The 23,808-nt window shown below is 62.3% G+C and carries 29 protein-coding genes and 1 pseudogene; 21 read left to right on the top strand and 9 right to left on the bottom strand.

Annotated features, from left to right (window positions below):
• Positions 1 to 32 precede the first annotated feature (32 nt).
• Positions 33 to 338: a pyrophosphatase gene (locus tag AMK00_RS04810; protein WP_064800915.1), complete on the top strand. Its 306-nt coding sequence runs from the start codon at positions 33 to 35 to the stop codon at positions 336 to 338.
• A 16-nt stretch (positions 339 to 354) separates the two neighbouring features.
• Here AMK00_RS04810 and AMK00_RS04815 read toward each other — a convergent pair whose 3' ends face one another.
• On the bottom strand, positions 355 to 1,368 hold the full coding sequence (locus AMK00_RS04815) for an inorganic phosphate transporter (protein WP_064809738.1): 1,014 nt from the start codon (positions 1,366 to 1,368) through the stop codon (positions 355 to 357).
• Entirely contained in the window at positions 1,368 to 2,009 is a 642-nt protein-coding gene (locus tag AMK00_RS04820) for a DUF47 family protein (RefSeq protein ID WP_064809739.1), read from the bottom strand. The genes AMK00_RS04815 and AMK00_RS04820 overlap by 1 nt, the downstream gene beginning before the upstream one ends.
• 260 nt (positions 2,010 to 2,269) lie before the next feature.
• Between AMK00_RS04820 and AMK00_RS04825 the strand changes: the two genes are divergently transcribed.
• On the top strand, positions 2,270 to 2,767 hold the full coding sequence (locus AMK00_RS04825) for an NUDIX hydrolase (RefSeq protein WP_064811642.1): 498 nt from the start codon (positions 2,270 to 2,272) through the stop codon (positions 2,765 to 2,767).
• A 32-nt stretch (positions 2,768 to 2,799) separates the two neighbouring features.
• Here the strand turns inward: AMK00_RS04825 and AMK00_RS04830 are convergent, their stop codons facing one another.
• The 3 genes from AMK00_RS04830 to AMK00_RS04845 all read right to left on the bottom strand — a co-directional run bounded on the left by AMK00_RS04830 (position 2,800) and on the right by AMK00_RS04845 (position 5,791).
• Positions 2,800 to 3,291 carry a GNAT family N-acetyltransferase gene (locus AMK00_RS04830; protein WP_064805934.1) on the bottom strand — a complete coding sequence of 164 codons (492 nt, stop codon included), beginning with the start codon at positions 3,289 to 3,291 and terminating at the stop codon, positions 2,800 to 2,802.
• Positions 3,292 to 3,307: 16 nt separating this feature from the next.
• Positions 3,308 to 4,723: a metalloprotease TldD gene (gene tldD / locus AMK00_RS04835; protein ID WP_064809740.1), complete on the bottom strand. Its 1,416-nt coding sequence runs from the start codon at positions 4,721 to 4,723 to the stop codon at positions 3,308 to 3,310.
• Between the two features lie 411 nt (positions 4,724 to 5,134).
• Positions 5,135 to 5,791: an invasion associated locus B family protein gene (locus AMK00_RS04845; protein WP_082240266.1), complete on the bottom strand. Its 657-nt coding sequence runs from the start codon at positions 5,789 to 5,791 to the stop codon at positions 5,135 to 5,137.
• 315 nt (positions 5,792 to 6,106) lie between these two features.
• Here AMK00_RS04845 and coxB point away from each other — a divergent pair, with 315 nt between their 5' ends.
• From coxB to plsY, 8 genes and pseudogenes are all read left to right on the top strand, one after another.
• A complete protein-coding gene (gene coxB, locus AMK00_RS04850) occupies positions 6,107 to 6,991 on the top strand; it encodes a cytochrome c oxidase subunit II (RefSeq protein WP_064800920.1) in 885 nt (294 codons plus the stop codon).
• A gap of 18 nt (positions 6,992 to 7,009) precedes the next feature.
• Positions 7,010 to 8,710 carry a cytochrome c oxidase subunit I gene (ctaD, locus tag AMK00_RS04855; protein WP_064809743.1) on the top strand — a complete coding sequence of 567 codons (1,701 nt, stop codon included), beginning with the start codon at positions 7,010 to 7,012 and terminating at the stop codon, positions 8,708 to 8,710.
• A gap of 66 nt (positions 8,711 to 8,776) precedes the next feature.
• Positions 8,777 to 9,727: a heme o synthase gene (locus AMK00_RS04860; protein ID WP_064805937.1), complete on the top strand. Its 951-nt coding sequence runs from the start codon at positions 8,777 to 8,779 to the stop codon at positions 9,725 to 9,727.
• Positions 9,727 to 9,867 (top strand): hypothetical protein, encoded by a 141-nt coding sequence (locus AMK00_RS32400; RefSeq protein WP_004672998.1) that lies wholly within the window; start codon positions 9,727 to 9,729, stop codon positions 9,865 to 9,867. Before AMK00_RS04860 ends, AMK00_RS32400 begins: the two co-directional genes overlap by 1 nt.
• Positions 9,864 to 10,472 carry a cytochrome c oxidase assembly protein gene (locus tag AMK00_RS04865; protein WP_064809744.1) on the top strand — a complete coding sequence of 203 codons (609 nt, stop codon included), beginning with the start codon at positions 9,864 to 9,866 and terminating at the stop codon, positions 10,470 to 10,472. The genes AMK00_RS32400 and AMK00_RS04865 overlap by 4 nt, the downstream gene beginning before the upstream one ends.
• A gap of 60 nt (positions 10,473 to 10,532) precedes the next feature.
• A complete protein-coding gene (locus AMK00_RS04870) occupies positions 10,533 to 11,411 on the top strand; it encodes a cytochrome c oxidase subunit 3 (RefSeq protein WP_064800923.1) in 879 nt (292 codons plus the stop codon).
• A gap of 248 nt (positions 11,412 to 11,659) precedes the next feature.
• Positions 11,660 to 11,770: pseudogene (locus tag AMK00_RS32845) on the top strand (HIT family protein); the annotation flags it as partial.
• Between the two features lie 32 nt (positions 11,771 to 11,802).
• The gene (gene plsY, locus AMK00_RS04875) at positions 11,803 to 12,489 is read left to right on the top strand and encodes a glycerol-3-phosphate 1-O-acyltransferase PlsY (protein WP_064809745.1); all 687 of its coding nucleotides are present in this window, start codon (positions 11,803 to 11,805) and stop codon (positions 12,487 to 12,489) included.
• Between the two features lie 327 nt (positions 12,490 to 12,816).
• Here plsY and AMK00_RS04880 read toward each other — a convergent pair whose 3' ends face one another.
• On the bottom strand, positions 12,817 to 13,458 hold the full coding sequence (locus AMK00_RS04880; RefSeq protein WP_064809746.1) for a chloramphenicol phosphotransferase CPT family protein: 642 nt from the start codon (positions 13,456 to 13,458) through the stop codon (positions 12,817 to 12,819).
• Positions 13,459 to 13,596: 138 nt separating this feature from the next.
• On the opposite strand from AMK00_RS04880, the gene AMK00_RS04885 reads away from it, so the two are divergent.
• The 6 genes from AMK00_RS04885 to AMK00_RS30535 all read left to right on the top strand — a co-directional run bounded on the left by AMK00_RS04885 (position 13,597) and on the right by AMK00_RS30535 (position 17,576).
• Positions 13,597 to 13,977, top strand: a complete 381-nt coding sequence (locus AMK00_RS04885) for a DUF983 domain-containing protein (RefSeq protein ID WP_064809747.1) — start codon at positions 13,597 to 13,599, stop codon at positions 13,975 to 13,977.
• On the top strand, positions 13,970 to 14,725 hold the full coding sequence (locus AMK00_RS04890) for an SURF1 family protein (RefSeq protein ID WP_064809748.1): 756 nt from the start codon (positions 13,970 to 13,972) through the stop codon (positions 14,723 to 14,725). Before AMK00_RS04885 ends, AMK00_RS04890 begins: the two co-directional genes overlap by 8 nt.
• A 76-nt stretch (positions 14,726 to 14,801) precedes the next feature.
• A complete protein-coding gene (ispH, locus tag AMK00_RS04895; protein WP_064809749.1) occupies positions 14,802 to 15,803 on the top strand; it encodes a 4-hydroxy-3-methylbut-2-enyl diphosphate reductase in 1,002 nt (333 codons plus the stop codon).
• A gap of 53 nt (positions 15,804 to 15,856) precedes the next feature.
• Entirely contained in the window at positions 15,857 to 16,822 is a 966-nt protein-coding gene (locus tag AMK00_RS04900) for a homoserine kinase (RefSeq protein WP_064809750.1), read from the top strand.
• Entirely contained in the window at positions 16,819 to 17,274 is a 456-nt protein-coding gene (gene rnhA, locus AMK00_RS04905) for a ribonuclease HI (RefSeq protein ID WP_064809751.1), read from the top strand. Before AMK00_RS04900 ends, rnhA begins: the two co-directional genes overlap by 4 nt.
• 71 nt (positions 17,275 to 17,345) lie before the next feature.
• The gene (locus AMK00_RS30535) at positions 17,346 to 17,576 is read left to right on the top strand and encodes a hypothetical protein (RefSeq protein ID WP_123876176.1); all 231 of its coding nucleotides are present in this window, start codon (positions 17,346 to 17,348) and stop codon (positions 17,574 to 17,576) included.
• Positions 17,577 to 17,928: 352 nt separating this feature from the next.
• Here AMK00_RS30535 and AMK00_RS04915 read toward each other — a convergent pair whose 3' ends face one another.
• The 3 genes from AMK00_RS04915 to AMK00_RS04925 form a co-directional block, all read right to left on the bottom strand.
• Positions 17,929 to 18,999, bottom strand: a complete 1,071-nt coding sequence (locus tag AMK00_RS04915) for a zinc-binding metallopeptidase family protein (RefSeq protein WP_064809752.1) — start codon at positions 18,997 to 18,999, stop codon at positions 17,929 to 17,931.
• Positions 19,000 to 19,089: 90 nt separating this feature from the next.
• Positions 19,090 to 19,281 (bottom strand): CsbD family protein, encoded by a 192-nt coding sequence (locus AMK00_RS04920; RefSeq protein WP_064800933.1) that lies wholly within the window; start codon positions 19,279 to 19,281, stop codon positions 19,090 to 19,092.
• 119 nt (positions 19,282 to 19,400) lie between these two features.
• The gene (locus tag AMK00_RS04925) at positions 19,401 to 20,006 is read right to left on the bottom strand and encodes a YqgE/AlgH family protein (protein WP_064809753.1); all 606 of its coding nucleotides are present in this window, start codon (positions 20,004 to 20,006) and stop codon (positions 19,401 to 19,403) included.
• A gap of 141 nt (positions 20,007 to 20,147) precedes the next feature.
• Here AMK00_RS04925 and AMK00_RS04930 point away from each other — a divergent pair, with 141 nt between their 5' ends.
• The 5 genes from AMK00_RS04930 to AMK00_RS04950 all read left to right on the top strand — a co-directional run bounded on the left by AMK00_RS04930 (position 20,148) and on the right by AMK00_RS04950 (position 23,808).
• Positions 20,148 to 20,987 (top strand): protein-disulfide reductase DsbD domain-containing protein, encoded by an 840-nt coding sequence (locus AMK00_RS04930; protein ID WP_189637623.1) that lies wholly within the window; start codon positions 20,148 to 20,150, stop codon positions 20,985 to 20,987.
• A 91-nt stretch (positions 20,988 to 21,078) separates the two neighbouring features.
• The gene (locus AMK00_RS04935; protein WP_064800935.1) at positions 21,079 to 21,564 is read left to right on the top strand and encodes a peroxiredoxin; all 486 of its coding nucleotides are present in this window, start codon (positions 21,079 to 21,081) and stop codon (positions 21,562 to 21,564) included.
• A gap of 500 nt (positions 21,565 to 22,064) precedes the next feature.
• Entirely contained in the window at positions 22,065 to 22,193 is a 129-nt protein-coding gene (locus AMK00_RS33430) for a hypothetical protein (protein WP_257784629.1), read from the top strand.
• Positions 22,190 to 22,939 carry a metal ABC transporter ATP-binding protein gene (locus tag AMK00_RS04945; protein ID WP_064809755.1) on the top strand — a complete coding sequence of 250 codons (750 nt, stop codon included), beginning with the start codon at positions 22,190 to 22,192 and terminating at the stop codon, positions 22,937 to 22,939. The genes AMK00_RS33430 and AMK00_RS04945 overlap by 4 nt, the downstream gene beginning before the upstream one ends.
• Entirely contained in the window at positions 22,936 to 23,808 is an 873-nt protein-coding gene (locus AMK00_RS04950) for a metal ABC transporter permease (protein WP_064809756.1), read from the top strand. The genes AMK00_RS04945 and AMK00_RS04950 overlap by 4 nt, the downstream gene beginning before the upstream one ends.

The following is a 23,808-nucleotide window of genomic DNA, read 5'->3' on the forward strand; positions in this document are numbered from 1 at the left end:
GCGTCTCCTCCATAAACAAAAGGAGAACATTGATGCTGCGCCGTCTCGCCGACCAGTTCGAAGCCGCTTCCTCTGCCCATGTCGCCGCCAATGGCATCGAGCGAGATGCCGACTGGTTCCTGTTGAAACTGCAGGAGGAAATGGGAGAGCTCACCCAGGCCTGGAACCGGCTGACCGGTCGGGGCCGCGCGAAGGGCCGCTCTCCTGAGGATATCAGGCGCGAGCTGGCAGACGAGACTGCCGACCTGCTCGGTCACCTCATGCTGTTTGCTCGCCGTAACGACATCGACCTCGCCGCCGCGATCGAGCGGAAGTGGCGGTTTCAGCCGAGCAGGTAAGAAATCGGGAGCGACATCAGAAGATTTTGCTCAAGCCGGTCACCAGCCAAAAGGAAAGCGCCGATATTATCGCCGCGGCCGGCAGGGTGATGATCCATGCGATCACGATGTTGCCGGCAAGTCCCCACCTGACGGCGGACACGCGCCGGGCGGCGCCGACGCCGATGATGGCGCCCGTAATGGTATGGGTGGTCGAAACGGGGATGCCGAGCCAGGTGGCGCCGAACAGCGTCAAGGCACCGCCCGTTTCGGCGCAGAATCCTTGCATCGGGTTCAGCCGGGTGATCTTCGAGCCCATCGTATGGACGATACGCCAGCCGCCGAACAAGGTGCCGAGCGCCATCGCCGCCTGGCATGAAATCACCACCCAGAGCGGCACGTGGAAGCTGCCACCGAGATAGCCCTGCGAGTAAAGAAGCACGGCAATGATGCCCATGGTCTTCTGGGCGTCATTGCCGCCGTGGCCGAGCGAATAGAGCGACGCCGACACGAATTGCAGGAAACGGAAGGACCGATCGACTGCAAAGGGTGTTTGCCGGATGAAGGTCCAGGTCACGGCGAGGATCAGGAACAGTGCCAGGAGAAAGCCGATCATCGGCGACATGACGATGGCGGCGGCAGTCTTGAGAAGCCCGCTCCAGACGATCGAGCTCAAGCCGGTTTTGGCAAGGCCCGCACCGACCAGCCCGCCGACGAGCGCATGGGATGAACTGGAGGGAATGCCGAAGATCCAGGTCACGACATTCCAGACGATGGCGCCGATCAGGGCCGCGAAAATCACCTGCGGTGTGACGATCGCCGGGTCGATGATGCCGGTCCCGAGCGTCTCGGCGACATGCAGGCCGAAGAACAGAAAGGCGATGAAATTGAAGAATGCCGCCCAGAAGACCGCATATTGCGGCCTCAGGACCCGTGTCGAGACGATTGTCGCGATCGAGTTGGCCGCATCATGCAGGCCATTGAGAAAATCGAACAGCAGCGCGACGCCGATCAGGCCGACAAGAAGCGGAAGTGCGAGGGCGGCATCCATCAGACATTCTCGATCACGATGCCGCTGATCTCGTTGGCGACGTCCTCGAAACGGTCGACCACCTTCTCCAGCTCGCCGTAGATCTCGCTGCCGATCATATAGGCCATTGCATTGCCGGCGCCGTGCCGGCGAAACAGATCCTTGAGCCCCTGCTCGTGCAGCTCGTCGGAGCGCCCTTCCACCCGCGTGACCTGCTCGACGATGGCAGAAAGCCGCGGCGCATTGGCGCTTATGCGATCAAGCAAGGGAATGGCCTCGGCAATGAGATTGGCAGCCTCCACAACGGTCTTGCCCATCTCCTGCATCCCCGGGTCGAAGCTGGTCTGCTCGAAGAGCCGGATGGTTTTGACGGTCTTGTGCATCATGTCGATCGCATCATCCATGGATTGGATGAGATCCTTGATATCTCCGCGATCGAAAGGTGTGATGAAGCTCCGCCGGACGGCCTGCATGACTTCGCGCGTTATATCGTCGGCCTGATCTTCCAGCCGCACGATCGTTTCGCATTGACGATCGATCTCTATTCCCGACAGCAACCTGTCCAGAGCCTGTGCGGCGTCGACGATCGTTCTGGAATGTTGTTCGAAAAGGACGAAGAACCGGTCTTCGCGCGGCATCAACTTTCGAAACCAACCCAGCATGAATACCTCGTGATCTTTGGTCTGCGCTATATGCGCAAGCCGTCCTAAACCGTATCCCATTGAAGAGATAGGGGTGAATTTCAGTTTATGACAGATTTGCGACAGCGCCGCCCGTGAAGTAGAGATATAGTTGAGGAACATTGGCGGCGCCCCGAACCTTGTTCAGCGTCTCAAGCTTCTTTTTCACGCTTGATCTATCGCTCAGGAGATTGCCGCGGCTTCCGCCACCAATGATGGCCGGCCCGCGGCGGCTGAAGCCAATGCCGAAGAAAGCTAGATCCTATCTTGGCCGGCTGGCAGGCGCGACCGATCAGCTCTTAAAGGGGGAAGCAATCGAGCAGTTTGCGGCGATCTGCTATCGAAAAGTCGGCGACAACTTGGTTGAGATCCTCCTGATCACGTCGCGCGACAGCGGCCGCTGGATCATTCCCAAGGGCTGGCCTATTGCGAAGCTCGCACCCCACCAGGTTGCCGAGCGCGAGGCTTGGGAGGAGGCCGGGGTGAAGGGTAAGGCCAGGAAGCGCCCCTTTGGCTTCTACACCTATATCAAGACGCTGGCCAACGGGGAGCGCGTTCCTTCCGTCGTTCAGGTCCATCTCTTGCAAGCCGACAAAATCGACGAGAAGTTTCCGGAGGAAAAACAACGAAACAGTCGATGGCTCCCGCCGCTCGAAGCCGCGGCTCTCGTCCACGAGCCCGAACTGAAAAGCTTGCTCGGCAAGGTTGAAAGAGCGGTGGTGAGGCCGCCTAAAGCGTGATGCCGAATGTCGGGATGGCTCCAGCTCTTTCGTCAGCCGACCTTATAGCGATAGAACTTGCTGTCCACCGCCATCAGCGGAAACGAGCGGGGCAGGGCGCCCTTGGCGATCTCGGTAAAGCCGTTCTTCTCGTAGAAGCGATGGGCGGCGACGAATTTGTCCGTCGTGCCGAGGAAGATATCGGTAAGGCCGGCATCTCTGGCGTGATCGAACAGACGCTCGAGAAGCCGCGCCGCCACGCCGTGTTCGCGGCCGCGAACCTCGGCGGCGACGAACATCTTGCGCAGTGCCGCCTGGTTGTTGCCGATGTCCTTCAGCCCAAGCGTGCCGACAATCGCGCCGTCCTTGACGGCGACCCAGAACTCACCTTTGCCGGACTGATAGAAATCCGGGATGACCCTGAGATCCGGCTGGGCATCGGCTGTGATGTCGATGCCGAACTCCTCGCGCTGGATCGGCAGGATCACCGACAGCACGTCATCGGCATCGCCGGCGGCAAAAGGTCTGATTTCGATCTCTGCCATCATGAAATCCTCAGCCTCAGGTCTGCGTGCCGCCGACGGTGATCTGATCCATGCGCAGATGCGGCTGGCCGACGCCGACCGGAACCCATTGGCCGGCCTTGCCGCAATTGCCGATGCCGGTATCGAGCTTCATGTCGTTGCCGATCATCGACACCCGCTTCATCGCATCCGGGCCGTTGCCGATCAGCATGGCGCCCTTGATCGGTGCGCCGACTTTGCCGTTCTCGATGAGATAGGCCTCGGTGCAGCCGAAGACGAATTTGCCCGAGGTGATGTCGACCTGGCCACCGCCGAAGGAGACGGCATAGATGCCCTTCTTCACCGAGGCGATGATTTCATCCGGCGTCTTGTCGCCGCCGAGCATATAGGTATTGGTCATGCGCGGCATCGGCACATGGGCATAGCCCTGGCGGCGGCCGTTGCCGGTGGGCGCCATGCCCATCAACCGGGCATTCTGCCGGTCCTGCATGTAGCCGACGAGCTTGCCGTTTTCGATCAGCACATTGTAGCCGGACGGCGTGCCCTCGTCGTCGATGGTGATCGAGCCGCGGCGGTTGTCGATCGTACCATCGTCGACGACGGTAACGCCGGGAGCGGCGACGATCTGGCCGAGAAGCCCGGCAAAGGCCGACGTCTTCTTGCGGTTGAAATCGCCTTCCAGCCCGTGGCCGACGGCCTCGTGCAGCATAACCCCCGGCCAGCCGGAACCGAGAACGACATCCATGGTGCCGGCCGGCGCATCGATGGCTTCCAGATTGACGAGCGCCTGGCGCAGCGCCTCGTCGGCGCCGTATTGCCAGCTGCCCTCGGCGATGAAATCGCCGAAGCCGATGCGCCCGCCGCTGCCGTAGGAGCCGCTCTCCTGCCGCTCGCCTTCACCGACCACGACGGAAATATTGACGCGCGTCATCGGCCGGATGTCGCGGACACGATGGCCGTCGGCGCGCAGGATGTCGACGACCTGCCAGCTCGCCGCCACCGAGGCAGTGACCTGCCGCACCTTGTCGTCCTTGCCTCTGAGATAGGCGTCGATGTCCTGCAGGACCTTGACCTTCTCCTCGAAGCTCGGCTGGCCGATGGGATTCTGGTCGCCGTAGAATTTCTTGTTGGTGCCCTGGGGAGCGGCGGCATAGGTGCCGGAATAGCCGCGCGTCACCGCGCCGACCGCATCGGCCGCCCGCTTCAGCGCCGCCACCGAGAGGTCGCCGGCATGGGCATAACCCACGGCTTCGCCGGCAACGGCGCGCAGCCCGAAACCCTGTTCCGTATTGAAGCTGCCGCCCTTCAGCCGGCCATTGTCGAAGGTCAGCGCCTCGGCCTGGGCATGCTCGATAAACAGCTCGCCGTCATCGGCGCCGGCGAGCGCCTGGGCGACGAGACCACGCATCGTGGCTTCGTCGGCATCGAAAAGCGTCAGGAGATCGGTGGTCATGGTCTGGCTCCAATGGGCATGCGGTCGGGAATGCGCTCAGTCCCTAGATAGGGCTCTACCCGATAAAGAGTGAAGCCCTGTCGCGGAATATTCTGTGTCGGGCAAGATTTCTAGGAGAAGGTGCCCGACGGGTGGGACGAAGAAGCGCGCGACATATCTCTTCTCCCCTCGGGGAGAAGGTGCCGGCAGGCGGATGAGGGGGCCACACGGCACGCCCTCTCAACTCCTGTCCAACCACGCCGATGGCAGCGACTTCAAGACAGTCGAGACCATGCCGGTGCGGCCGAAGCCCGGATGGACGTTCTTCTTATTGAAGGCTCCGGCTTTGCGACCCCCTCATCCGCCCTACGGGCACCTTCTCCCCAAGGGGAGAAGAGGGAGCCGAAAGGCCGCGGCACACATCACCTGATCTCAAGGCAGCGCGTCAAAACCCTCAGCAAAACCCTTGAGATCGACGGGAATGCCGATGCCTTCCTCAGGCGTCTGGAAGACGATGAAGGTGGCCTGGGCGCCGCTGCGGAAGGTCTTGAGCAGTTCGTCCTCGAGCACGACCTCGGCATAACAGCCGTCGGCGAAGCAGCGGACGAAATAGGCGCGGCCGATATCCTTGCCGTCGACATTGAGGCCGAGGCCGTTCGGCAGGAGCACGCCGAGCGGCGCCAGCACGCGCAGGATCTTCGATTTGCGGTCGGCCGTCTTCAGCACCACGACGGAAAGCCCGACCTCCGGCCGGTCCTCGGCGATGACGTTCTGCATCAGCGCGCATTGTTCCGTCGCCGCGCCGGCCGGCTTGTCGCAGACGACAGACCAGGCGCCGTGGTTGGATTTCACCGTGCCCGGCGCCTGCGGCTGGGTCTGGCCGGGCGCCACCTGGATATTCGGGGCGGCAGCCGGGGGCTGCTGCGCCGGGGCAGGGGCGGCCGGTGCTGGTGTGGTGGGTTGGGCCGGGGAAGGGGCGGGTTGCTGTGCGAAGACGGGCGTCGTCGCTGCGGCCGCGATGCTGGCAGTCACGAGAAGCGACCGCGCGAGGGAACGGAAACCCATGGAAACCTCTGGATATCGAATCATTGCGGCTATTGTTGAAGCTGCCCACCGGAAATGAAAAGCCCCACCCCGTGAAAACCGGGGGACTGCGGCAGAAATTGGACCTTTGTCAAATAATGTACGGGGGGCGGATCGGCCGGAAAGGGCATTTTTCATATGCCGATGAAAAACTTGGGATGTTTTGCCGTTCGGCCTGCCTGTGCTTTAAGCAAAAATGCCGCATAGACAATTGCTCCTGCCTGTTGCGGCAAATGCCAAACTGTGGTTTGAAGCGCTGAAGATGGCAAGGATTCTGCGTTCGATTTTGCAGGTCAAGCGCTCGAGGGAGATAATAAGGTGATGAAGAAGGCTTATGCAGCTCTGACCGCACTGGTCTGTCTGCTTTTTGCTTCCGGCACATATGCCGACCAGCCGACGCCGTGGCAGGCGACGCTGCAGCCGGCAGCGACGCCGATTATGCGGGAAATTCATTGGTTCGAACAATATACCCTGTGGTTTATCGTTCCGATCACGCTCTTCGTTCTGATCCTGCTCATCGTCGTTTGCTTCAAGTTCCGCGCCGGCGCCAATCCGGTTCCGTCGCGCACGAGCCATAATACGCTGATCGAGGTCATCTGGACCGTGGGGCCGGTCCTGGTGCTGCTCTTCCTCGCCATTCCCTCGTTCAACCTTCTGACGGCGCAGCTGACGCTGCCCGAAAATCCTGACGTGACGATCAAGGCGACCGCCACCCAGTGGCAGTGGAACTATGAATATGAAGGGTCGGGCGACAGCCCGCTCGCCTTCGATTCCTACCTCTTGAAGGATCAGGATCGTGCGGCCGCCGGCAAGGAAGACAAGTCGGTCTATCCGAGACTGCTCGCCGTCGACAACGAATTGGTGCTGCCGGTCAACAAGACGGTCCGCGTTCTCGTGACGTCTGCGCCGACCGACGTCATCCATGCTTTCGCCATGCCGTCCTTCGGTATCAAGATCGACGCCGTGCCGGGCCGCCTGAACGAGACCTGGTTCAGGGCCGAGCGCGAGGGCCTGTTCTATGGCCAGTGTTCCGAGCTCTGCGGCAAGGACCATGCGTTCATGCCGATCGCCATCCGCGTCGTCTCCGAGGACAAGTACAAGCAGTGGCTGACCACGGCCGCCAGCGACCTGCCCGGCGCCTACAAGACACTCATGGCCGCAACCGATGGTCCCGCAAAGACCGTCGACGTTGCCGAAGCACAGTAATTAAAGGGGATCGGGACAATGGCTGGACCTTCCGCTCACGACGATCATTCTCACGCCCACCACGACCATGCGCATGATGATCACGATCACCATGATCACGGGCACAAGCCGAGTTTTGTCAATCGCTGGCTGTTCTCGACCAACCACAAGGACATCGGCACGCTCTACCTGATCTTCGCGATCATCGCCGGCATCATCGGCGGCGCGTTGTCGGTGGCCATGCGCATGGAGCTGCAGGAGCCGGGCATCCAGATCTTCCACGGCCTGGCCTCGATGGTCTACGGCTATGAGGGCGATGCCGCCATCGACGGCGCCAAGCAGATGTTCAACATGTTCACGACGGCGCATGCGCTGATTATGATCTTCTTCATGGTCATGCCGGCGATGATCGGCGGTTTCGCCAACTGGATGGTGCCGATCATGATCGGCGCCCCCGACATGGCCTTCCCGCGCCTGAACAACATCTCCTTCTGGCTGATCGTTCCGGCCTTCGCGCTGCTCCTGCTGTCGATGTTCGTCGAAGGTCCGGCAGGCGCTTACGGCACCGGCGGCGGCTGGACGATGTATCCGCCGCTGGCAACGAGCGGCACGCCGGGACCGGCGGTCGACCTGGCGATCTTCGCGCTGCATATTGCCGGCGCCTCTTCGATCCTCGGTGCGATCAACTTCATCACCACGATCCTCAACATGCGCGCCCCCGGCATGACGCTGCACAAGATGCCGCTGTTTGCCTGGTCGGTGCTGATCACCGCCTTCCTGCTCTTGCTGTCGCTGCCGGTTCTGGCAGGCGGCATCACCATGCTGCTGACCGACCGCAACTTCGGCACCTCCTTCTTCTCTCCGGAAGGCGGCGGCGACCCGATCCTCTACCAGCACCTGTTCTGGTTCTTCGGTCACCCCGAGGTCTACATCCTCATCCTGCCGGGCTTCGGCATGATCAGCCACATCATCTCGACCTTCTCGAGGAAGCCGATCTTCGGTTATCTCGGCATGGCCTACGCGATGGTCGCGATCGGCGCCGTCGGCTTCGTCGTCTGGGCCCACCATATGTATACGGTCGGCCTGTCGCTCGATGCGCAGCGCTACTTCGTCTTCGCCACGATGGTCATCGCCGTTCCCACCGGCGTGAAGATCTTCTCCTGGATCGCGACGATGTGGGGCGGCTCGATCTCGTTCCGCACCCCGATGATCTGGGCGATCGGCTTCATCTTCCTGTTCACGGTCGGCGGCGTTACCGGCGTCCAGCTTGCCAATGCCGGTCTCGACCGTTCGCTGCATGACACCTATTACGTCGTGGCTCACTTCCACTACGTTCTGTCGCTCGGCGCCGTCTTCGCGATCTTTGCCGGCTGGTATTACTGGTTCCCGAAGATGACCGGCTACATGTACAACGAGTTCCTCGGCAAGCTGCATTTCTGGGTCATGTTCATCGGCGTCAACCTGGTGTTCTTCCCGCAGCACTTCCTTGGTCTCGCCGGCATGCCGCGCCGCTACATCGATTATCCGGATGCCTTTGCCGGCTGGAACTATGTGTCCTCGATCGGCTCCTACATCTCGGCCTTCGGTGTGCTGATCTTCCTCTTCTCGGTCTTCGAAGCCTTCGCCAGGGAGCGCATCGCCGGCGAGAATCCGTGGGGCGAGGGTGCGACGACGCTGGAATGGCAGCTGCCTTCGCCGCCGCCTTATCACCAGTGGGAACAGCTGCCGCGCATCAAGTAAAGCGCGCGGAAAACCGGACGCCGCACCCGATACGGCGTCCGGCATGAGTAAATTCAGGACGGAATGATGACGGTTATCGACAATCACGAGGCGCTTGCAGAGGACGGCGAAATGTCGGAAGCGAGCGCGCGCGATTATTTCGAGCTCTTGAAGCCGCGGGTCATGTCGCTCGTGGTCTTCACCGCCTTTGCCGGTCTCGTGCTGGCTCCGGGCCACATCAATCCCGTCCTCGGCCTGATCGCCATCCTTTGCATTGCCGTCGGCGCCGGCGCCTCGGGCGCGCTGAACATGTGGTACGACGCCGATATCGACGCCGTCATGAGCCGCACGGCCAAGCGCCCGATCCCGGCCGGCCGCGTCGCCCCATCGGAGGCGCTCGCCTTCGGCCTGGTGCTGTCGGGCTTTTCGGTTGTCATTCTCGGCCTCGCCGTCAACTGGCTCTCGGCCGGCATCCTTGCCTTCACCATCTTCTTCTACGCCGTCATCTACACCATGTGGCTGAAGCGCTCGACGCCGCAGAACATCGTTATCGGCGGTGCCGCCGGCGCCTTCCCGCCGATGATCGGCTGGGCCTGCGTGACGAATTCGGTGACGATCGAGAGCACCGTTCTCTTCCTGATCATCTTCCTGTGGACGCCGGCGCATTTCTGGGCGCTGGCGCTCTTCAAGATGCGCGATTACGAGGCCGTCGGCGTGCCGATGCTGCCGAACGTCGCCGGCGAGCGGGTGACCAAGCATCAGATCGTCGCCTATGCGGTGCTGACCGCCGTCTGCGCGGTGCTGCCGTCTTTCCTCGGTTTTGCGAGCTTCGGCTACGGCCTCATCGCCGCCGCCCTCGGTGCGATCTTCATCTACTGTTCCATCGCCGTCTGGCGCATGCCCGACGGCGATCTGAAGATGATCCCCGCAAAGAAGCTCTTTGCCTTCTCGATCTTCTATCTCTTCGCCGTATTTTCAGCCCTTATGATCGACCGGCTGGCTTCGGTCTTGGTTTCGCACGCTGGAGGTTGGTTCTGATGGATCTGGTCAAGCTCACCGAAAAGCAGATGAAGTCGCGCCGCAATCGCAATATCGCCCTAGGGCTGGTGTTGGCCGGCCTGGTCGTCCTCTTCTACGCGATCACGATCGTCAAGATCGGCGGGGGAATGGCCGGATGAGCGAAAAAGCTGCCGCACCCAGGAAGCAGGGCCGCAACAACGGCGCCGTCGTGTTGATGTGCCTGAGCTTCGTCTTCGGCATGGGCGCGATGAGCTATGCCGCCGTGCCGCTCTACCGCATCTTCTGCCAGGTGACCGGCTATAACGGCACGACACAGCGCGTCGAGCAGATGTCGAGCGTTGTCCTCGACCGCAAGATGCGCGTCACCTTCGACGCCAACGTCGCCCCCGGCCTGCAATGGGATTTCAAACCGGTCGAGCGCGAGGTCAATCCGAAGATCGGCGAAACCATCCAGGTCAATTTCGTCGCTGAGAACCGGTCGAACGAGACCCAACGCGGCCAGGCGGTGTTCAACGTCACGCCGGGCGAAGCGGGCGCCTATTTCAACAAGGTTCAGTGCTTCTGCTTTACGGAAACGGACCTGAAGCCGGGCGAGAAGCTGGAAATGCCGGTCGTATTCTATATCGACCCTGAAATCGTCAAGGCGGTGGAATCGAAGGATATCCACACGGTGACGCTGTCATATACGTTCTACCCGAAAGAGGGTCCGAAGCCTCTCGCTTCGAATGAGGGTGGAGCGGTGAAGATTGAAAAGAAACTTTGATCAAGGCTCGTTTCCGGCTATGCCGGGGGCGAAGTGAGGAAGACATCCGGGGATAGCCACATGGCCGATGCGCATCAGAAGAACCACGACTACCACATCATCGATCCGAGCCCGTGGCCGATTCTCGCCTCGCTCGGCGCCTTCATCATGGCGATCGGCGGCGTCTGCTATATGCGTTATCTGAACGGCGGCTCCTTCAAGCTCGCCGGCGCCGAACTCGCCAATCCCTGGCTCTTCTTTATCGGCCTCGTGCTGGTTCTCTATGTGATGTACGGATGGTGGGCCGATACGGTGAAGGAAGCCCATGAGGGCTCTCACACCCGCGTCGTCTCGCTGCACCTGCGTTACGGCATGATCATGTTCATCGCTTCGGAAGTGATGTTCTTCGTCGCCTGGTTCTGGGCCTATTTCGACGCCAGCCTGTTTCCGAACGAGGCGATTCAGGCCTCGCGCATGGCCTATACCGGCGGCGTCTGGCCGCCGAAGGGCATCGAAGTCCTCGATCCCTGGCACCTGCCGATCTACAACACCGTCATCCTGCTGCTGTCCGGCACGACGGTGACCTGGGCGCACCATGCGCTGCTGCACAATGACCGTAAGGGCCTCGTTCAGGGCCTGACGCTGACCGTGCTGCTCGGCATCCTGTTCTCCAGCGTGCAGGCCTACGAATATGCCCACGCTCCGTTCGACTTCAAGAATTCGATCTACGGCGCGACCTTCTTCATGGCGACCGGCTTCCACGGTTTCCACGTCCTCGTCGGCACGATCTTCCTGCTGGTCTGCCTGCTGCGCGCGCTGCGCGGCGATTTCACCCCGAAGCAGCATTTCGGCTTCGAGGCAGCCGCCTGGTACTGGCACTTCGTCGACGTCGTCTGGCTGTTCCTGTTCTTCTGCATCTACGTCTGGGGCGGCTGGGGCGCTCCGGTCGCCGCAGGCTGATCGGGACGGAATAAATGCAAAAGGCGGGCTCGGTGCCCGCCTTTTTTGTTGACGATTTCGCGCTTTGCCTCGCGAGCTTCCTCATACTCCGTCATTGACCCGAGCATCCACGCCGCGAGCATTTTGTTGGTTGCTGCAGGGACTAGGGCGACGGGCCTCGACGAAAGAACGAAAGACGTACCTCTTGGAGTGCTGCGTATGGATGCTCGGCTCAAGGCCGGGCATGACGGAGGTTGAGGGGCACGCTTGAACTGACCCTGTTCGTCTGGCGCGAATTCTGCGAGCGCGCGGAGCCGCCGCCGGTTCAAGGCCGGTCCGTCTCGGAGACCATTGAATTATTGCGAAGGGCGATGCGATGATACACTGACAGGTCGAGCATCGAGGAGGCTCCATGGTTTTTTGGGCAGCGAGCTTGTTTGGATTGGCGATCGGCTACCTCATCGGTTCCACGCCCACGGGCTATCTTGCCGGGAAACTGCTTATAGGCATCGATATTCGCGACCATGGCTCCGGATCCACCGGCGCAACGAACGTCTTGCGAACCCTGGGGAAATGGCCTGCGTCGGCGGTGCTTCTGGTGGATGTGCTGAAAGGCGCTGGAGCGATCCTGTTTACCCGCTGGTTCTATCCGTGGATCCATAGATCGTTGTACGACATGCCGCCGGCAGCACTTGATCTGCAAGCCTGGCTGCACTGGGCCGTTTGCCTGGCCGGACTTGCCGCATTGCTCGGTCATAGCCGTTCGATCTGGCTGAATTTTAAAGGCGGCAAATCCGTCGCTACGGGGCTCGGCCTGTTGCTCGCAATATCCTGGCCGGTCGGTCTTGGCGCCCTTGCGGTTTTTGGCGTCGTGCTCGCCATCTTCAGGATTGTTTCCCTCGGGTCGATCCTGGCGGCTTTGACTGCAATCGCTCTCATCTGCAGCCTCGAGCAGCCCTTGCCCTATCGGTTGCTGGTGATTTCAGGCGGCGCTTATGTGATCATACGTCATCGCGCCAACATTCAGCGGCTGCTGTCAGGGATGGAGCCGCGCCTGGGGCAAAACAGCGCGGAATCGAAAACGGCGTCGCAAAGTTAGAGCGGCGGCGTGGGCCGTCTGCTGCGTCCGTTGCGCGGCCACAACCGACTGAGTGGAGGGACGGAACGGAAAGGTCGCGGCAAATCTCTTCTCCCCAGCGGGGAGAAGGTGCCGGCAGGCGGATGAGGGGGCTACACGGCACCGCGCCCGTAACCGCCTATCCCACTAAGCGACATGGGCGAGACAATGCTGGCGCGGTCGAACTTCCGCAACGTTTGGTGTTTCTGCGGCCCCCTCATCCGCCCTACGGGCACCTTCTCCCCGCTGGGGAGAAGGGGAGTCGACAAGCCGCGCATGCCTTTGCCCATTTGGGCCGCGCCGCTTCTCTCACCGCCCGCCGGCAATCCGCTCAAAAGCCGAGGGTTCGGGGATGCCGAGATCGAGGCGCTGGCGGATCGCTTCGGCGCATTCGAGTGCAGTCAGCACCGAGGTATCGACCTCCATGTCGTAGATGCCGGGGCGATGAACCTCGTCCTGCCAGCGCTGCACCGGTTCGGGGACCGGCATCTCTTCGGAGGCTCTTGCATAGAGTGTCTCGCGCCCTTCTTGCTTGATCTCGCGCCGCTGCATGATCGTCTCGATCGGACAGCGCACGCCGACGAACAGCACGGAGAAACCCTGCAGGCGCCGGGCGCAATCGGGAAGAATGCCGAGCGGCTGCGAGTAGCTGTCGTGATGGCCGAGATCGGCCACCACATTGAGCCCCAATCCGGCATGGATGGCGATCGATTCGTAAAGGGCTGCGTAGAGGAACGGCACGAGTTCCTCGAGATCCGGGCGCTCGCCGCCCGGCCTCAGGCCGATGCCGGGCAGGTAGCATTTTGGTGTCATATCGTTATAGCCGTCGACGCCGAGGTTGATCCACGGCCCCTCGAATTCGTCCTGGATTGCACGCGCAATGCTGGATTTGCCGCTTCTCGGCGCGCCGTTCAGGATGATGATCTGTCCGGCATGGCTGTCATTGGTCATCAGTCTTCTTCTTCTGTTTGGCGCGAATCGCTCATCAGAACCGCGCAGGCATTTCCATTCGGGATGCGAATACTTTATGGGAGAGTTAAGGCAGCATCGAAAAGGCCGCGGCCGCAAGTGGCCGCGTAAAGGAACATCATGAGCGAGGACAGCGCGCAATTTCCACCCCTCGATCCGGTGAAAACCGGTTTCAAAGGCTGCTGCCCGCGCTGCGGCCAGGGCAAACTGTTCGATGGTCTGCTCGGCCTGAAGCCGCGCTGCGCCTCCTGCGGCCTGGATTATTCCTTCGCCGATTCCGGTGATGGCCCGGCCGTCTTCGTCATCCTCATCGTCGGCTTCATCGTCATCGGCATGGTGCTGTGGCTGCAGGTCAATTACGGGCCGCCGATCTGGGTGCATATCCTCACTTTCGGGCCGCTGACGATCATCCTGTCGCTTCTGACACTGCGCTGGTTCAAGGGCATTCTGATCGCCATGCAGTACCGCCATAATGCCCGCGAAGGACGTCTGAGTGACTGACGTCGATCATGCCGTGGCGCGCCGCCGGCTGCCTGTCATAACCGGCATTCTGGTGCTGATCGCCCTTGCCATCCTGGTTTCGCTCGGCACCTGGCAGCTGCAGCGCCTCCACTGGAAGCAAGGCCTGCTCGCCGATATAGCCGCGCGCCAGGCTGCCGCGCCGGTGCCGCTCGCCGATATCGAGGCAATGGCCGCGTCCGGCGGCGACATCGAATACCGCAAGGTCACCGCCACCGGCCGTTATATCAACAATAAGGAGCGGCATTTCTTCGCCACCTGGCACGGCCAGACCGGCTTTTATATTTACACCCCGCTCGAGCTTGCCGACGGGCGCATCCTCTTCGTCAATCGCGGCTTCGTTCCCTATGAGAACAAGGAGCCGGAAATGCGCATGCAGGGCCAGCTGACCGATCAGCAGACGGTCACCGGGCTCGCGCGCGCCAAACTTGCCGGCAAGCCGTCCTGGCTGGTGCCCGACAATGACGTCGCCAAGAACATCTTCTACTGGAAAGACCTCGACGTCATGGCCGAGAGCGTCGGCTTGGAGAAGGCGCGCGTCATCCCGTTCTTCGTCGATGCCGACTCCACCCCCAACCCGGCCGGCCTGCCGATCGGCGGCGTCACCCAGGTGGATCTGCCGAACGATCATCTGCAATATGCCCTGACCTGGTACGGGCTTGCCGCCGTCCTCGTCGTTGTGGTGGCGATCTCCTGGTTCCGAAAACCCGGCAAGGCGCCTCGGCAATAGTATCGCTTCAATTCCCGGCCATATTGGGCTAGAGGTCCCTTACTCCCACGCTGGACGGAATTTTGACGGAACGGACATGACTATTGCGGCGAAACCTCCCTTGACGATCAGGCTCTGCGGTCCGCGCGGTTTCTGCGCCGGCGTCGACCGCGCCATCCAGATCGTCGTGCTGGCGCTCAAATCCTATGGCGCGCCGGTCTATGTGCGCCACGAGATCGTCCACAATCGTTATGTCGTCGAAGGGCTGGAGGCCAAGGGCGCCGTCTTCGTCGAGGAACTGGACGAGATCCCCGTCGAGCATCGCGCCCAGCCGGTGGTCTTCTCCGCTCACGGCGTGCCGAAATCGGTGCCGGAGGATGCGGCAAGCCGCAACCTCTTCTATCTCGACGCCACCTGTCCGCTCGTGTCCAAGGTCCACAAGCAGGCGATGCGCCACAATCGCCTCGGCCGCCATGTCGTCCTCATCGGCCATGCCGGCCACCCGGAAGTGATCGGCACGATGGGGCAATTGCCGGAAGGTTCGGTTTCGCTGATCGAGACGATCGAGGATGCCGATGCCTACGCCCCCGCCGATCCCGACAATCTCGGTTATGTCACTCAGACGACGCTGTCGGTCGATGATACAGCCGGCGTCATCGCCCGCCTGCAGGAGCGATTTCCGAACCTGACCGCGCCGGCGGCGGATTCGATCTGTTATGCGACGACCAACCGCCAGGAAGTGGTGAAGCAGGCGGCCCCGGGCTGCGATCTCTTCATCATCGTCGGTGCGCCGAATTCGTCCAATTCCAAGCGTCTCGTCGAAGTGGCGCTGAGGGCAGGGGCGAAGAAATCGATCCTGGTGCAGCGCGCCGCCGAGCTCGACTGGGAGGAGATCGGCGCGATTTCGACGCTCGGCCTTTCCGCCGGCGCCTCGGCGCCGGAGGTGATCGTCAACGAGATCATCGAGGCTTTCCGCGCCCGCTTCGATGCCCGCGTCGAGCTGGCCGAGACGGTGCAGGAAACCGAAAACTTCCTGGTCAACCGCGAATTGCGCAGCATCGAGCTGACGACGGCCGACATGGCCTTTGTCAACGGCTAGGCCGCCACCGCGTCCCGGTCATCACCATCCACAATATAGAGACGAGACCTCACTTGGCAGTCTATACCGATATCGCCGAAGACGATCTGAAATGGTTCCTGACGGAATATGATGCAGGCACGTTGCTTTCCTATAAGGGCATCGCCGAAGGCGTCGAAAATTCGAATTTCCTGCTGCATACCTCCAAGGCGCCGCTGATCCTGACGCTTTATGAGAAGCGTGTGGAAAAGAGCGACCTGCCTTTCTTCCTCGGCCTCATGCAGCATCTCTCGGCCCGCGGCCTTTCCTGCCCGCTGCCGCTGCCGCGCCGCGACGGCGCCTTGCTCGGCTCGCTCTCCGGCCGGCCGGCGGCGCTGATTTCCTTCCTCGAAGGCATGTGGCTGAGAAAGCCGGAGGCGAAGCATTGCCGTGAGGTCGGCAAGGCGCTCGCCGAAATGCATGTGGCCGGCGAAGATTTCGAGCTGAAACGTCCGAACGCGCTGTCGCTCGACGGCTGGCGGGGGCTCTGGGAGAAATCCGAGGCGCGTGCCGATGAGGTCGAACCCGGCCTGCAGGGCGAGATCCGCAACGAACTCGATTTTCTCGCCGCCGCCTGGCCGAAGAGCCTGCCGTCCGGCGTCATCCATGCCGACCTTTTCCCCGACAACGTCTTCTTCCTGGGCGATCAGCTCTCCGGCCTGATCGATTTCTATTTCGCCTGCAACGACCTGCTTGCCTATGACGTCTCGATCTGCCTCAACGCCTGGTGCTTCGAGAAGGATGGCGCCTATAACATCACCAAGGGCATGGCGATGCTCGAGGGTTATCAGAGCGTCAGGCCGTTGAGCGAGACGGAGATCGCCGCCCTGCCGGTGCTCGCGCGCGGCTCGGCGCTGCGCTTCTTCCTGACCCGGCTCTATGATTGGCTGACGACGCCGGAAGGCGCGATGGTCACCAAGAAGGACCCGCTCGAATATCTGCGCAAGCTGCGCTTCCACCGCCAGATCGGCTCGGCCGCCGAATACGGGTTGAGCCTATGAAGCACGTCGATATCTTCACCGACGGCGCATGCTCCGGCAATCCCGGTCCGGGCGGCTGGGGCGCGGTGTTGAGGTATGGTGAGGTCGAAAAAGAGCTTTGCGGCGGCGAAGCGGAGACGACCAACAACCGCATGGAGTTGATGGCCGCGATCTCGGCGCTGCAGGCGCTGAAGAGCCCTTGCGAAGTCGACCTCTATACCGACAGCGCCTATGTCAAGGACGGCATTTCCAAGTGGATTTTCGGCTGGAAGAAAAACGGCTGGAAGACATCGGACAAGAAGCCGGTGAAGAACGCCGAGCTCTGGCAGGCGCTGGAAGAAGCCCGCAACCGCCACAAGGTGACGCTGCACTGGGTCAAGGGCCACGCCGGCCACCCGGAAAACGAACGCGCCGATGAACTTGCGCGCCGGGGCATGGAGCCGTTCAAGAAGGGCAAGGCGGTTTTGTTTTAGGGGTATGACGGCTGCCCCTCACCAACTACCGTATATTGTAGGCCGAGACCGTTTTCGTTCGGGAGGCAAGAGTGTCATCTATTCCAACGACAGTCGAATTGAGCTCAACGATCGATCGTATGGAGGACGTCTGTCGTCGTCACGGAGAAGCCGGCGCTCTTTTCGATGCCTATGAGAAGCTGTGTCAGCGTTTCGAACGGGATTTGGCTGACGAGCGCGATGTGTTGCTCAGCAAAGGGGCAGCGCTGATGATGATCAAATATTGGCTCGAAGAGACAGGGTCAGATTCTGTGCGCGGTTGAAGGAGGGACGGTTTACGCGTTCATCCTGCGGCCCGCGATGCGGAAGGCCGATAATAGGCGGATTGCGTCTCCTTGTGCTCCCTCGAACTTGCACGGGTGAAAGATGATGCGGCGTTGCACGAGCCCCCTTCTCCTCAGCGGGGAAAGATGCCGGCAGGCAGATGAGGGGGTGAGCGGCTGAGCCGCGAATGCGCTGAGCGCAAGCGAAGGGCAATGAATGGTGTGCCGTGCGGCCCCCTCATCCGACCCTTCGGGCCACCAACCGGGGTCGAGCCGCGGGTCTCGACCCGTCCTTCAGGCCCCCGCTGGGGAGAAGAGGGAGCAAGCAGCGACGTTCGGTATTCTCACCCACCTATTGCCGCACCGCCGCCCCCTGGATCAGCCGATGCAGATATTCGAGCTTGGCCACGACAGGCGAGGAGAGCACGAAGGGGTAGGAATCCGGCTGGCCCATGCTGCGCTGGATGGCGTTGATCGCGATGCTGAGCGGCACCCAGGCGCTGACGAGCTGCTCGGCGCTCTTCGCCCTGTAGGGAAGGAAATCGACCTCGCCTGCGATTTCCTCATGGCCGCGCGGATCGATGGCGATGCCGAAGGCGCGGGCCGTCTCCAGTGTGTCGACGATATGAAGGTAATGCGCAAAGCATTCGGCGAAATCCTCCCAGGGGTGCGATGCGGCATAGGCGCTGATGAAATGATCCTGCCATCCCAAAGGCGGGCCGTCGGCATAGTGTCTTTGCAGGGCGGCCGCATAATCCTGCCGTTCGTCGCCGAAGACGGCGCGGAATTCAGCAAGGTCGTCGCGGTCGCGCACCAGCTTGTTCCAGATGAAATGGCCGGTCTCGTGGCGGAAATGGCCGAGCAGCGTGCGATAGGGCTCGTTCATCGAGCTGCGCGCCTGTTCGCGCGTCGCGTCGTCGGCTTCGGCGGCGCGGATGGTGATCAGGCCTTCCTCGTGGCCGGTCATAGCAGGCACGACATTGCCGTTGCCCTGCAGGGAATCTTCGAGGAAATCGAAGACGAGGCCGCCTTGCGGGTCCTCGGCCCGGTCGGGATGCGGCAGCTTCCAGCGCAACAGCGAATAGAACAGATGACGCTGCGCCTGGCCGATGCGCCGCCAGCGGTCGATGCCGTCCTGCGTGTCGGTATTCGGAACCAGCCGGTTGTGGCGGCAGGCGGTGCAGAATTCACTGTCGCTCTCGCCCTCCACCAGCCAATTGCAGATGTCGAGGCCTGAATTGGCGCAGAAGCGCACGTGCCGGTCGGGATCGGAAACGAGCTGCCAGACCATCTCGTCGCGCGGCTCCAGTGCGTGCATGGCGAGGTCGCCCGGGAGGAAACCGAGCCGGTGATTGCAACGCACGCAGTGACGATTGTCGAAGTGGACGACCTGGTCGCAATTGTCGCAGGCAAAGAGTTTCATCGTACTGATCTCTGCAAGGCAGGGGCGGATTAAAAATGCCCGCTGCGCGCGTGCGCAGCAGGCATGGTTCGGGAGGGCTGAGCTGGTGGTTCAGAGCCGGTCGACGGCGCCTTTGAGCTTGTCCTTGACCTTGCCTGTTGCGACCTGTCCCTTGCCCTTGGCTTCCTGGACGTCGCCCTCGGCCTGCATGTCGCGATTGCCCGTGGCCTTGCCGGCGGCCTGCTTGGTCTTGCCGGCAATTTCGTTTGCCTTGCCTGAAATCTTGTCGCTGGTGCTACCCATCTGTGATGTCTCCATGCTCGGCGTCGGACCTCTCGTCCGCGCGGGAAGGGAACGTCACTCGCGCCTATTCGTTCCCGCGACCGCCAGGCGAGCCGCGACCGTCAGGCGAGCAGCGGCCCTCAGGCGTGGCCGGCTTCGGCCGAGAGCATGGCGGCGTTGATGCCCATGCCGGCGAGCGCCCGCTCGTATTTGTCGTCGAGGCTGCGATCGAAGATCAGTTCCTCATTGGCCGGGCAGGTGAGCCAGCCATTGTTGGCGACCTCGTTTTCGAGCTGGCCGGCCGCCCAGGAGGAGTAGCCGAGCAGCATGGTCGCACGCTTCGGCCCGGCGCCTTTGGAGATGGCGCGCACGATGTCGAGCGTCGCCGTCAGGCAGATGTCGTCGCTGACCGGGATCGAGGAGTCGCTGGCATAATCGTCCGAATGCAGCACGAAGCCGCGGCCGCTTTCCACCGGGCCGCCGGTCTGGATCGGGAAGTCACGCGCCCCCTGCGGCAGCACGATCGGTTCCTCCTGTTTGATCATGTCGAGATGCAGGAGCACGTCGGTGAAGGTCAGGCTCTGCGGCCGGTTGATGACGAAGCCCATGGCACCGGCATCCGAATGCGCGCAGATGTAAATCACCGTGCGCGCAAAATTGCGGTCTTCCATGCCCGGCATGGCGATGAGGAACTGGCCATCGAAGAAGCCACGTTCCCGTCTGTTCTTCAGCGTAGATAAGGACATCGTTCCTCCTGCTGCCAGACCGCATCAAGGCCCCGACAAGAGAAAGATGGGCCAATGTCACCAATCAATCAACTGAAAATGAGGATTATATGGCCGTCCGCTTCTGGCGGCCAAACCGGACTTTCGATAAACCTTTGTTCCATGATGATTATTTCTTTGGCACCGCGCCGGCTTTTGATGGCGGCCATTTCGCTGGCCGCAGCCTTCGCCCCCTTTTGTTCCGCTAGGGCGGAAATGAGCGCCTGGGCCGAGGCCGAGGGCGGCCGTATGCGCCTCGTGGCGCTGGCGCCCGATGCCGGCGGCAAAATCCGCGCCGCCCTGCAGATCGAACCGAAACCCGGCTGGATCACCTATTGGCGCGAGCCCGGCAACAGCGGCATTCCGCCTCAAGTCACCATCGCGGCCGGGAGCGGCGTCACGCTTGATAGCATCGCCTATCCGGTTCCGAAGCACTTCTTCAACGGCGCCATCGAGGATATCGCCTATGACGCGCCGGTGACGCTGCCGCTGTCGCTGACGGCATCCGGCAAAGCCCCGGTTACGATCGATGCGACGGCCTTCATCGGCATCTGCAGGGATATCTGCGTTCCCTTCCAGGCAAATCTCTCGGTGACGCTCGGCCCTGCCATCCAGTCGCATCCGGAGGAGGAGGCGATCCTTGCCGCCGCCGATGCGGCGCTGCCGAAGCCGCCGTCGGACGATTTCAAGGTCACGGCGCACGCGATCGCGCCGGACAGGAAGACACTGTCGCTGACGCTCACACTGCCGGGCGCGGGAAAGAGCGCGCCCGACATCATCGTCACCGGCCCGGGCGGCTATGCCTTCACCAAGCAGATCGGCGGCAAACGCGACGGCGCCACCTTCAAGACCGACATTGCAATCGGCAAGCTGCCGAAGGATTATGATCCATCGGGCAAGCGCTGGAGCGTGCTGGTGATCGATGGCGACAGGGCGATGGAGACCACGCTTGCCTTTGACTGACCGGCACTTATAGTCGCCTGCGATCTTCTCGCGGCGCCCGCCAAGCCGGCCCCCGGCATCTGCCGCAAAACCTGGACAAAGGAGAAAACCCATGACCATCGCGATCGGCGACAAGCTTCCGGCCGCCACCTTCAAGGAAAAGACCGCCGACGGCCCTGTCGAAATCAGCACCGATCAGCTCTTTGCCGGCAAGCGCGTCGTGCTCTTTGCCGTGCCCGGCGCCTTCACGCCCACCTGCTCGCTGAACCATCTGCCGGGTTATCTCGAAAACCGCGACACCATTCTCGGCAAGGGCGTCGACGACATCGCCGTTCTCGCCGTTAACGACTGGCACGTCATGGGCGCCTGGGCGCAATCCTCCGGCGGTATGGGCAAGATCCACTTCCTCGCCGACTGGGACGCCGGCTTCACCAAGGCCGTCGGCCTCGAAGCCGACCTCTCCGCCGGCGGCCTCGGCCTGCGCTCCAAGCGCTATTCGATGCTGGTGGAAGACGGCGTCGTGAAAGCCTTGAACGTCGAGGAAAGCCCTGGCCAGGCCACGGTCTCGGGTGCGGCCGCGATGCTGGAACTGCTTTGAGTTTTCGATAGGACGGCAGCGCCGGCTGGTCTGGCCAGCAACGTTGCCCCCAACCTCCCTCATCCCAGGCCTTGAGCCTGGGATCCACGGTCGCAGTCGGCGAGGCCGGCATGGGTCCTCGGGTCAAGCCCGAGGACGACGGAGGGTGGGGTAAGCTCTGTGGCAAATCCAGCGATGGTGACGCAATAGCCGCTGCGTTGCGCCTCCTGCCAATGGCCCTCCTCAATCTCCGTCATTACAGGCCTTGAGCCTGGAGTCCATGGCCACCGCCGACGAGGCCCGGGGTGGGATGAAGCTCCGTGGCAAATCCAGCGATGGTGATGCAATAGCAGCGGCGTTGCGCCTCTGGCCAATGCCTCTCCTCAAACTCCGTCATCCCAGGTCTTGAGCCTGGAACCCACCACCGATCATCCTGCGACACGAAAGCCGGTCCTCCCGCCTCAATCTCGCCGCAATCGTTATAACATAACTGTAATGTTATTACATTGTCAGGATGAGCCATGCACCCGAGCCCCGATCGCCCCTCCATCAGCCTGCTGGGACAATCGGCCTTCTCAAGGGTGATGGGCGTCTCGGTGATCATAGCCGGGCTCTGGCTTACCATTCACTGGGCGGTTCTGCTGCCATGACGCCGTTGATCCGTCTCGACGATCTCACCATCGCCTATGACCGCCACCCGGCCGTCCATCATGTCTCCGGCGTCTTTGCGCCGGGCAGCCTGACGGCGATTGCCGGGCCGAACGGGGCGGGCAAGTCGACGCTGCTGAAGGCGATCATGGGCGAGCTTCGCCCGGCCGAGGGCAGGGTCGAGCACCGGCTGGGGCGGGCGGAATTCGGTTATCTCCCGCAGGCGGCCGAGATCGATCGGCGCTTTCCGATCTCGGTCATCGACACCGTCATGCTCGGCGCCTGGAAGAGCAGGGGAGCCTTCGGCCGCGTGGCACCCGCCGATGTCAAAAAGGCGGGCGAGGCGCTGGCCGCCGTTGGTCTCGACGGTTTCGGCAGGCGCCATGTCGGCTCGCTCTCGGCCGGCCAGTTCCAGCGCGTGCTCTTTGCCCGCCTGCTCCTGCAGGATGCCGGCGTCATCCTGCTCGATGAGCCGTTCACGGCAATCGATGCCCGCACGACCAAAGATCTCCTCGATATCGTCGCTCGCTGGCACGGCGAGGGCCGCACCGTCATTGCCGTGCTGCATGATTTCGAGCTCGTCCGGACGCATTTCCCTCAGACGCTGCTGCTCGCCCGCGAGCTGGTGGGCTGGGGGCCGACGGCCGACGTCATGTTGTCCGCCAATCTCCTGAAGGCGCGCGCCATGGCCGAGCGCTGGGACGAGGATGCCGCGGCTTGCACCTCGCAAGAGGCGCCGGCGGCATGACGGCTTACGATCTCTTCCTGGCGCCCTTCGCCGATTTCGGGTTCATGCGCCGCGCCCTTGTCGCCTGCCTCTGCCTCGGGCTCGGTTCGGGACCGATCGGCGTCTTCCTGATGCTGCGGCGCATGAGCCTGATGGGCGATGCCATGAGCCATGCGGTGCTGCCGGGGGCGGCGATCGGTTATCTCGTCGCCGGCTCGCTTTCGTTGACGGCGATGGGCCTCGGCGGCCTGGTCGCCGGCCTGTCGGTGGCGCTGCTGTCCGGCGCCGTCAGCCGCATGACCGTGCTGCGCGAGGATGCAAGCTTTGCCAGCTTCTATCTCGCGTCGCTGGCGCTCGGCGTGCTGATCGTCTCGCTGCGCGGCTCGAACATCGATCTCTTGCACGTGCTCTTCGGCACCATCCTGGCGATCGATGCGCCGGCGCTTTACCAGATCGGCGCGATCACCTCGCTGACGCTTCTCATCCTCGCCGCCATCTACCGGCCGCTGGTGGCCGAATGCTTTGATCCCGGTTTTCTCAGAGCCGTCGGCGGACGCGGGCCGGTCTACCATGTCCTTTTCCTGCTGCTCGTGGTGCTGAACCTTGTCGCCAGCTTCCAGGCGCTCGGCACGCTGATGGCGGTCGGCCTGATGATGCTGCCGGCGGCCGTCGCCCAGCTCTGGTCGCGCAGCTTGGCCGTGATGATGATGATAGCCACCGCCAGTGCAGCCGCCTCCGGCTATCTCGGCCTGATCGCCTCCTACCATCTCGAGCTCGCCTCCGGCCCGACGATCATCATGACGGCGGCGCTGTTTTACGCCTTTTCAATCCTCTTCGCGCCCTCCGGCATCGCCCGGCGCTTCTTTCCCCGCCCGCATCTGAAGGGCTGA

Origin of the sequence: Rhizobium sp. N621, assembly GCF_001664325.1 — a bacterium.
Lineage (GTDB): Bacteria > Pseudomonadota > Alphaproteobacteria > Rhizobiales > Rhizobiaceae > Rhizobium > Rhizobium esperanzae.

Coding starts and splice junctions, on each gene's coding strand:
- AMK00_RS04820 (WP_064809739.1), bottom strand. CDS start 2,009: ATGCTGGGTTGGTTTCGAAAGTTGATGCCGCGCGAAGACCGGTTCTTC.
- AMK00_RS04830 (WP_064805934.1), bottom strand. CDS start 3,291: ATGGCAGAGATCGAAATCAGACCTTTTGCCGCCGGCGATGCCGATGAC.
- coxB (WP_064800920.1), top strand. CDS start 6,107: ATGAAGAAGGCTTATGCAGCTCTGACCGCACTGGTCTGTCTGCTTTTT.
- AMK00_RS04870 (WP_064800923.1), top strand. CDS start 10,533: ATGGCCGATGCGCATCAGAAGAACCACGACTACCACATCATCGATCCG.
- AMK00_RS04860 (WP_064805937.1), top strand. CDS start 8,777: ATGACGGTTATCGACAATCACGAGGCGCTTGCAGAGGACGGCGAAATG.
- AMK00_RS04880 (WP_064809746.1), bottom strand. CDS start 13,458: ATGACCAATGACAGCCATGCCGGACAGATCATCATCCTGAACGGCGCG.
- tldD (WP_064809740.1), bottom strand. CDS start 4,723: ATGACCACCGATCTCCTGACGCTTTTCGATGCCGACGAAGCCACGATG.
- AMK00_RS04935 (WP_064800935.1), top strand. CDS start 21,079: ATGACCATCGCGATCGGCGACAAGCTTCCGGCCGCCACCTTCAAGGAA.
- AMK00_RS04920 (WP_064800933.1), bottom strand. CDS start 19,281: ATGGGTAGCACCAGCGACAAGATTTCAGGCAAGGCAAACGAAATTGCC.
- ispH (WP_064809749.1), top strand. CDS start 14,802: ATGACTATTGCGGCGAAACCTCCCTTGACGATCAGGCTCTGCGGTCCG.
- AMK00_RS04950 (WP_064809756.1), top strand. CDS start 22,936: ATGACGGCTTACGATCTCTTCCTGGCGCCCTTCGCCGATTTCGGGTTC.
- AMK00_RS32400 (WP_004672998.1), top strand. CDS start 9,727: ATGGATCTGGTCAAGCTCACCGAAAAGCAGATGAAGTCGCGCCGCAAT.
- AMK00_RS04845 (WP_082240266.1), bottom strand. CDS start 5,791: ATGATTCGATATCCAGAGGTTTCCATGGGTTTCCGTTCCCTCGCGCGG.
- AMK00_RS04810 (WP_064800915.1), top strand. CDS start 33: ATGCTGCGCCGTCTCGCCGACCAGTTCGAAGCCGCTTCCTCTGCCCAT.
- ctaD (WP_064809743.1), top strand. CDS start 7,010: ATGGCTGGACCTTCCGCTCACGACGATCATTCTCACGCCCACCACGAC.
- plsY (WP_064809745.1), top strand. CDS start 11,803: ATGGTTTTTTGGGCAGCGAGCTTGTTTGGATTGGCGATCGGCTACCTC.
- AMK00_RS04865 (WP_064809744.1), top strand. CDS start 9,864: ATGAGCGAAAAAGCTGCCGCACCCAGGAAGCAGGGCCGCAACAACGGC.
- AMK00_RS04825 (WP_064811642.1), top strand. CDS start 2,270: ATGCCGAAGAAAGCTAGATCCTATCTTGGCCGGCTGGCAGGCGCGACC.
- AMK00_RS04885 (WP_064809747.1), top strand. CDS start 13,597: ATGAGCGAGGACAGCGCGCAATTTCCACCCCTCGATCCGGTGAAAACC.
- AMK00_RS04915 (WP_064809752.1), bottom strand. CDS start 18,999: ATGAAACTCTTTGCCTGCGACAATTGCGACCAGGTCGTCCACTTCGAC.
- AMK00_RS04815 (WP_064809738.1), bottom strand. CDS start 1,368: ATGGATGCCGCCCTCGCACTTCCGCTTCTTGTCGGCCTGATCGGCGTC.
- AMK00_RS04945 (WP_064809755.1), top strand. CDS start 22,190: ATGACGCCGTTGATCCGTCTCGACGATCTCACCATCGCCTATGACCGC.
- AMK00_RS04925 (WP_064809753.1), bottom strand. CDS start 20,006: ATGTCCTTATCTACGCTGAAGAACAGACGGGAACGTGGCTTCTTCGAT.
- rnhA (WP_064809751.1), top strand. CDS start 16,819: ATGAAGCACGTCGATATCTTCACCGACGGCGCATGCTCCGGCAATCCC.
- AMK00_RS33430 (WP_257784629.1), top strand. CDS start 22,065: ATGCACCCGAGCCCCGATCGCCCCTCCATCAGCCTGCTGGGACAATCG.
- AMK00_RS04930 (WP_189637623.1), top strand. CDS start 20,148: ATGATGATTATTTCTTTGGCACCGCGCCGGCTTTTGATGGCGGCCATT.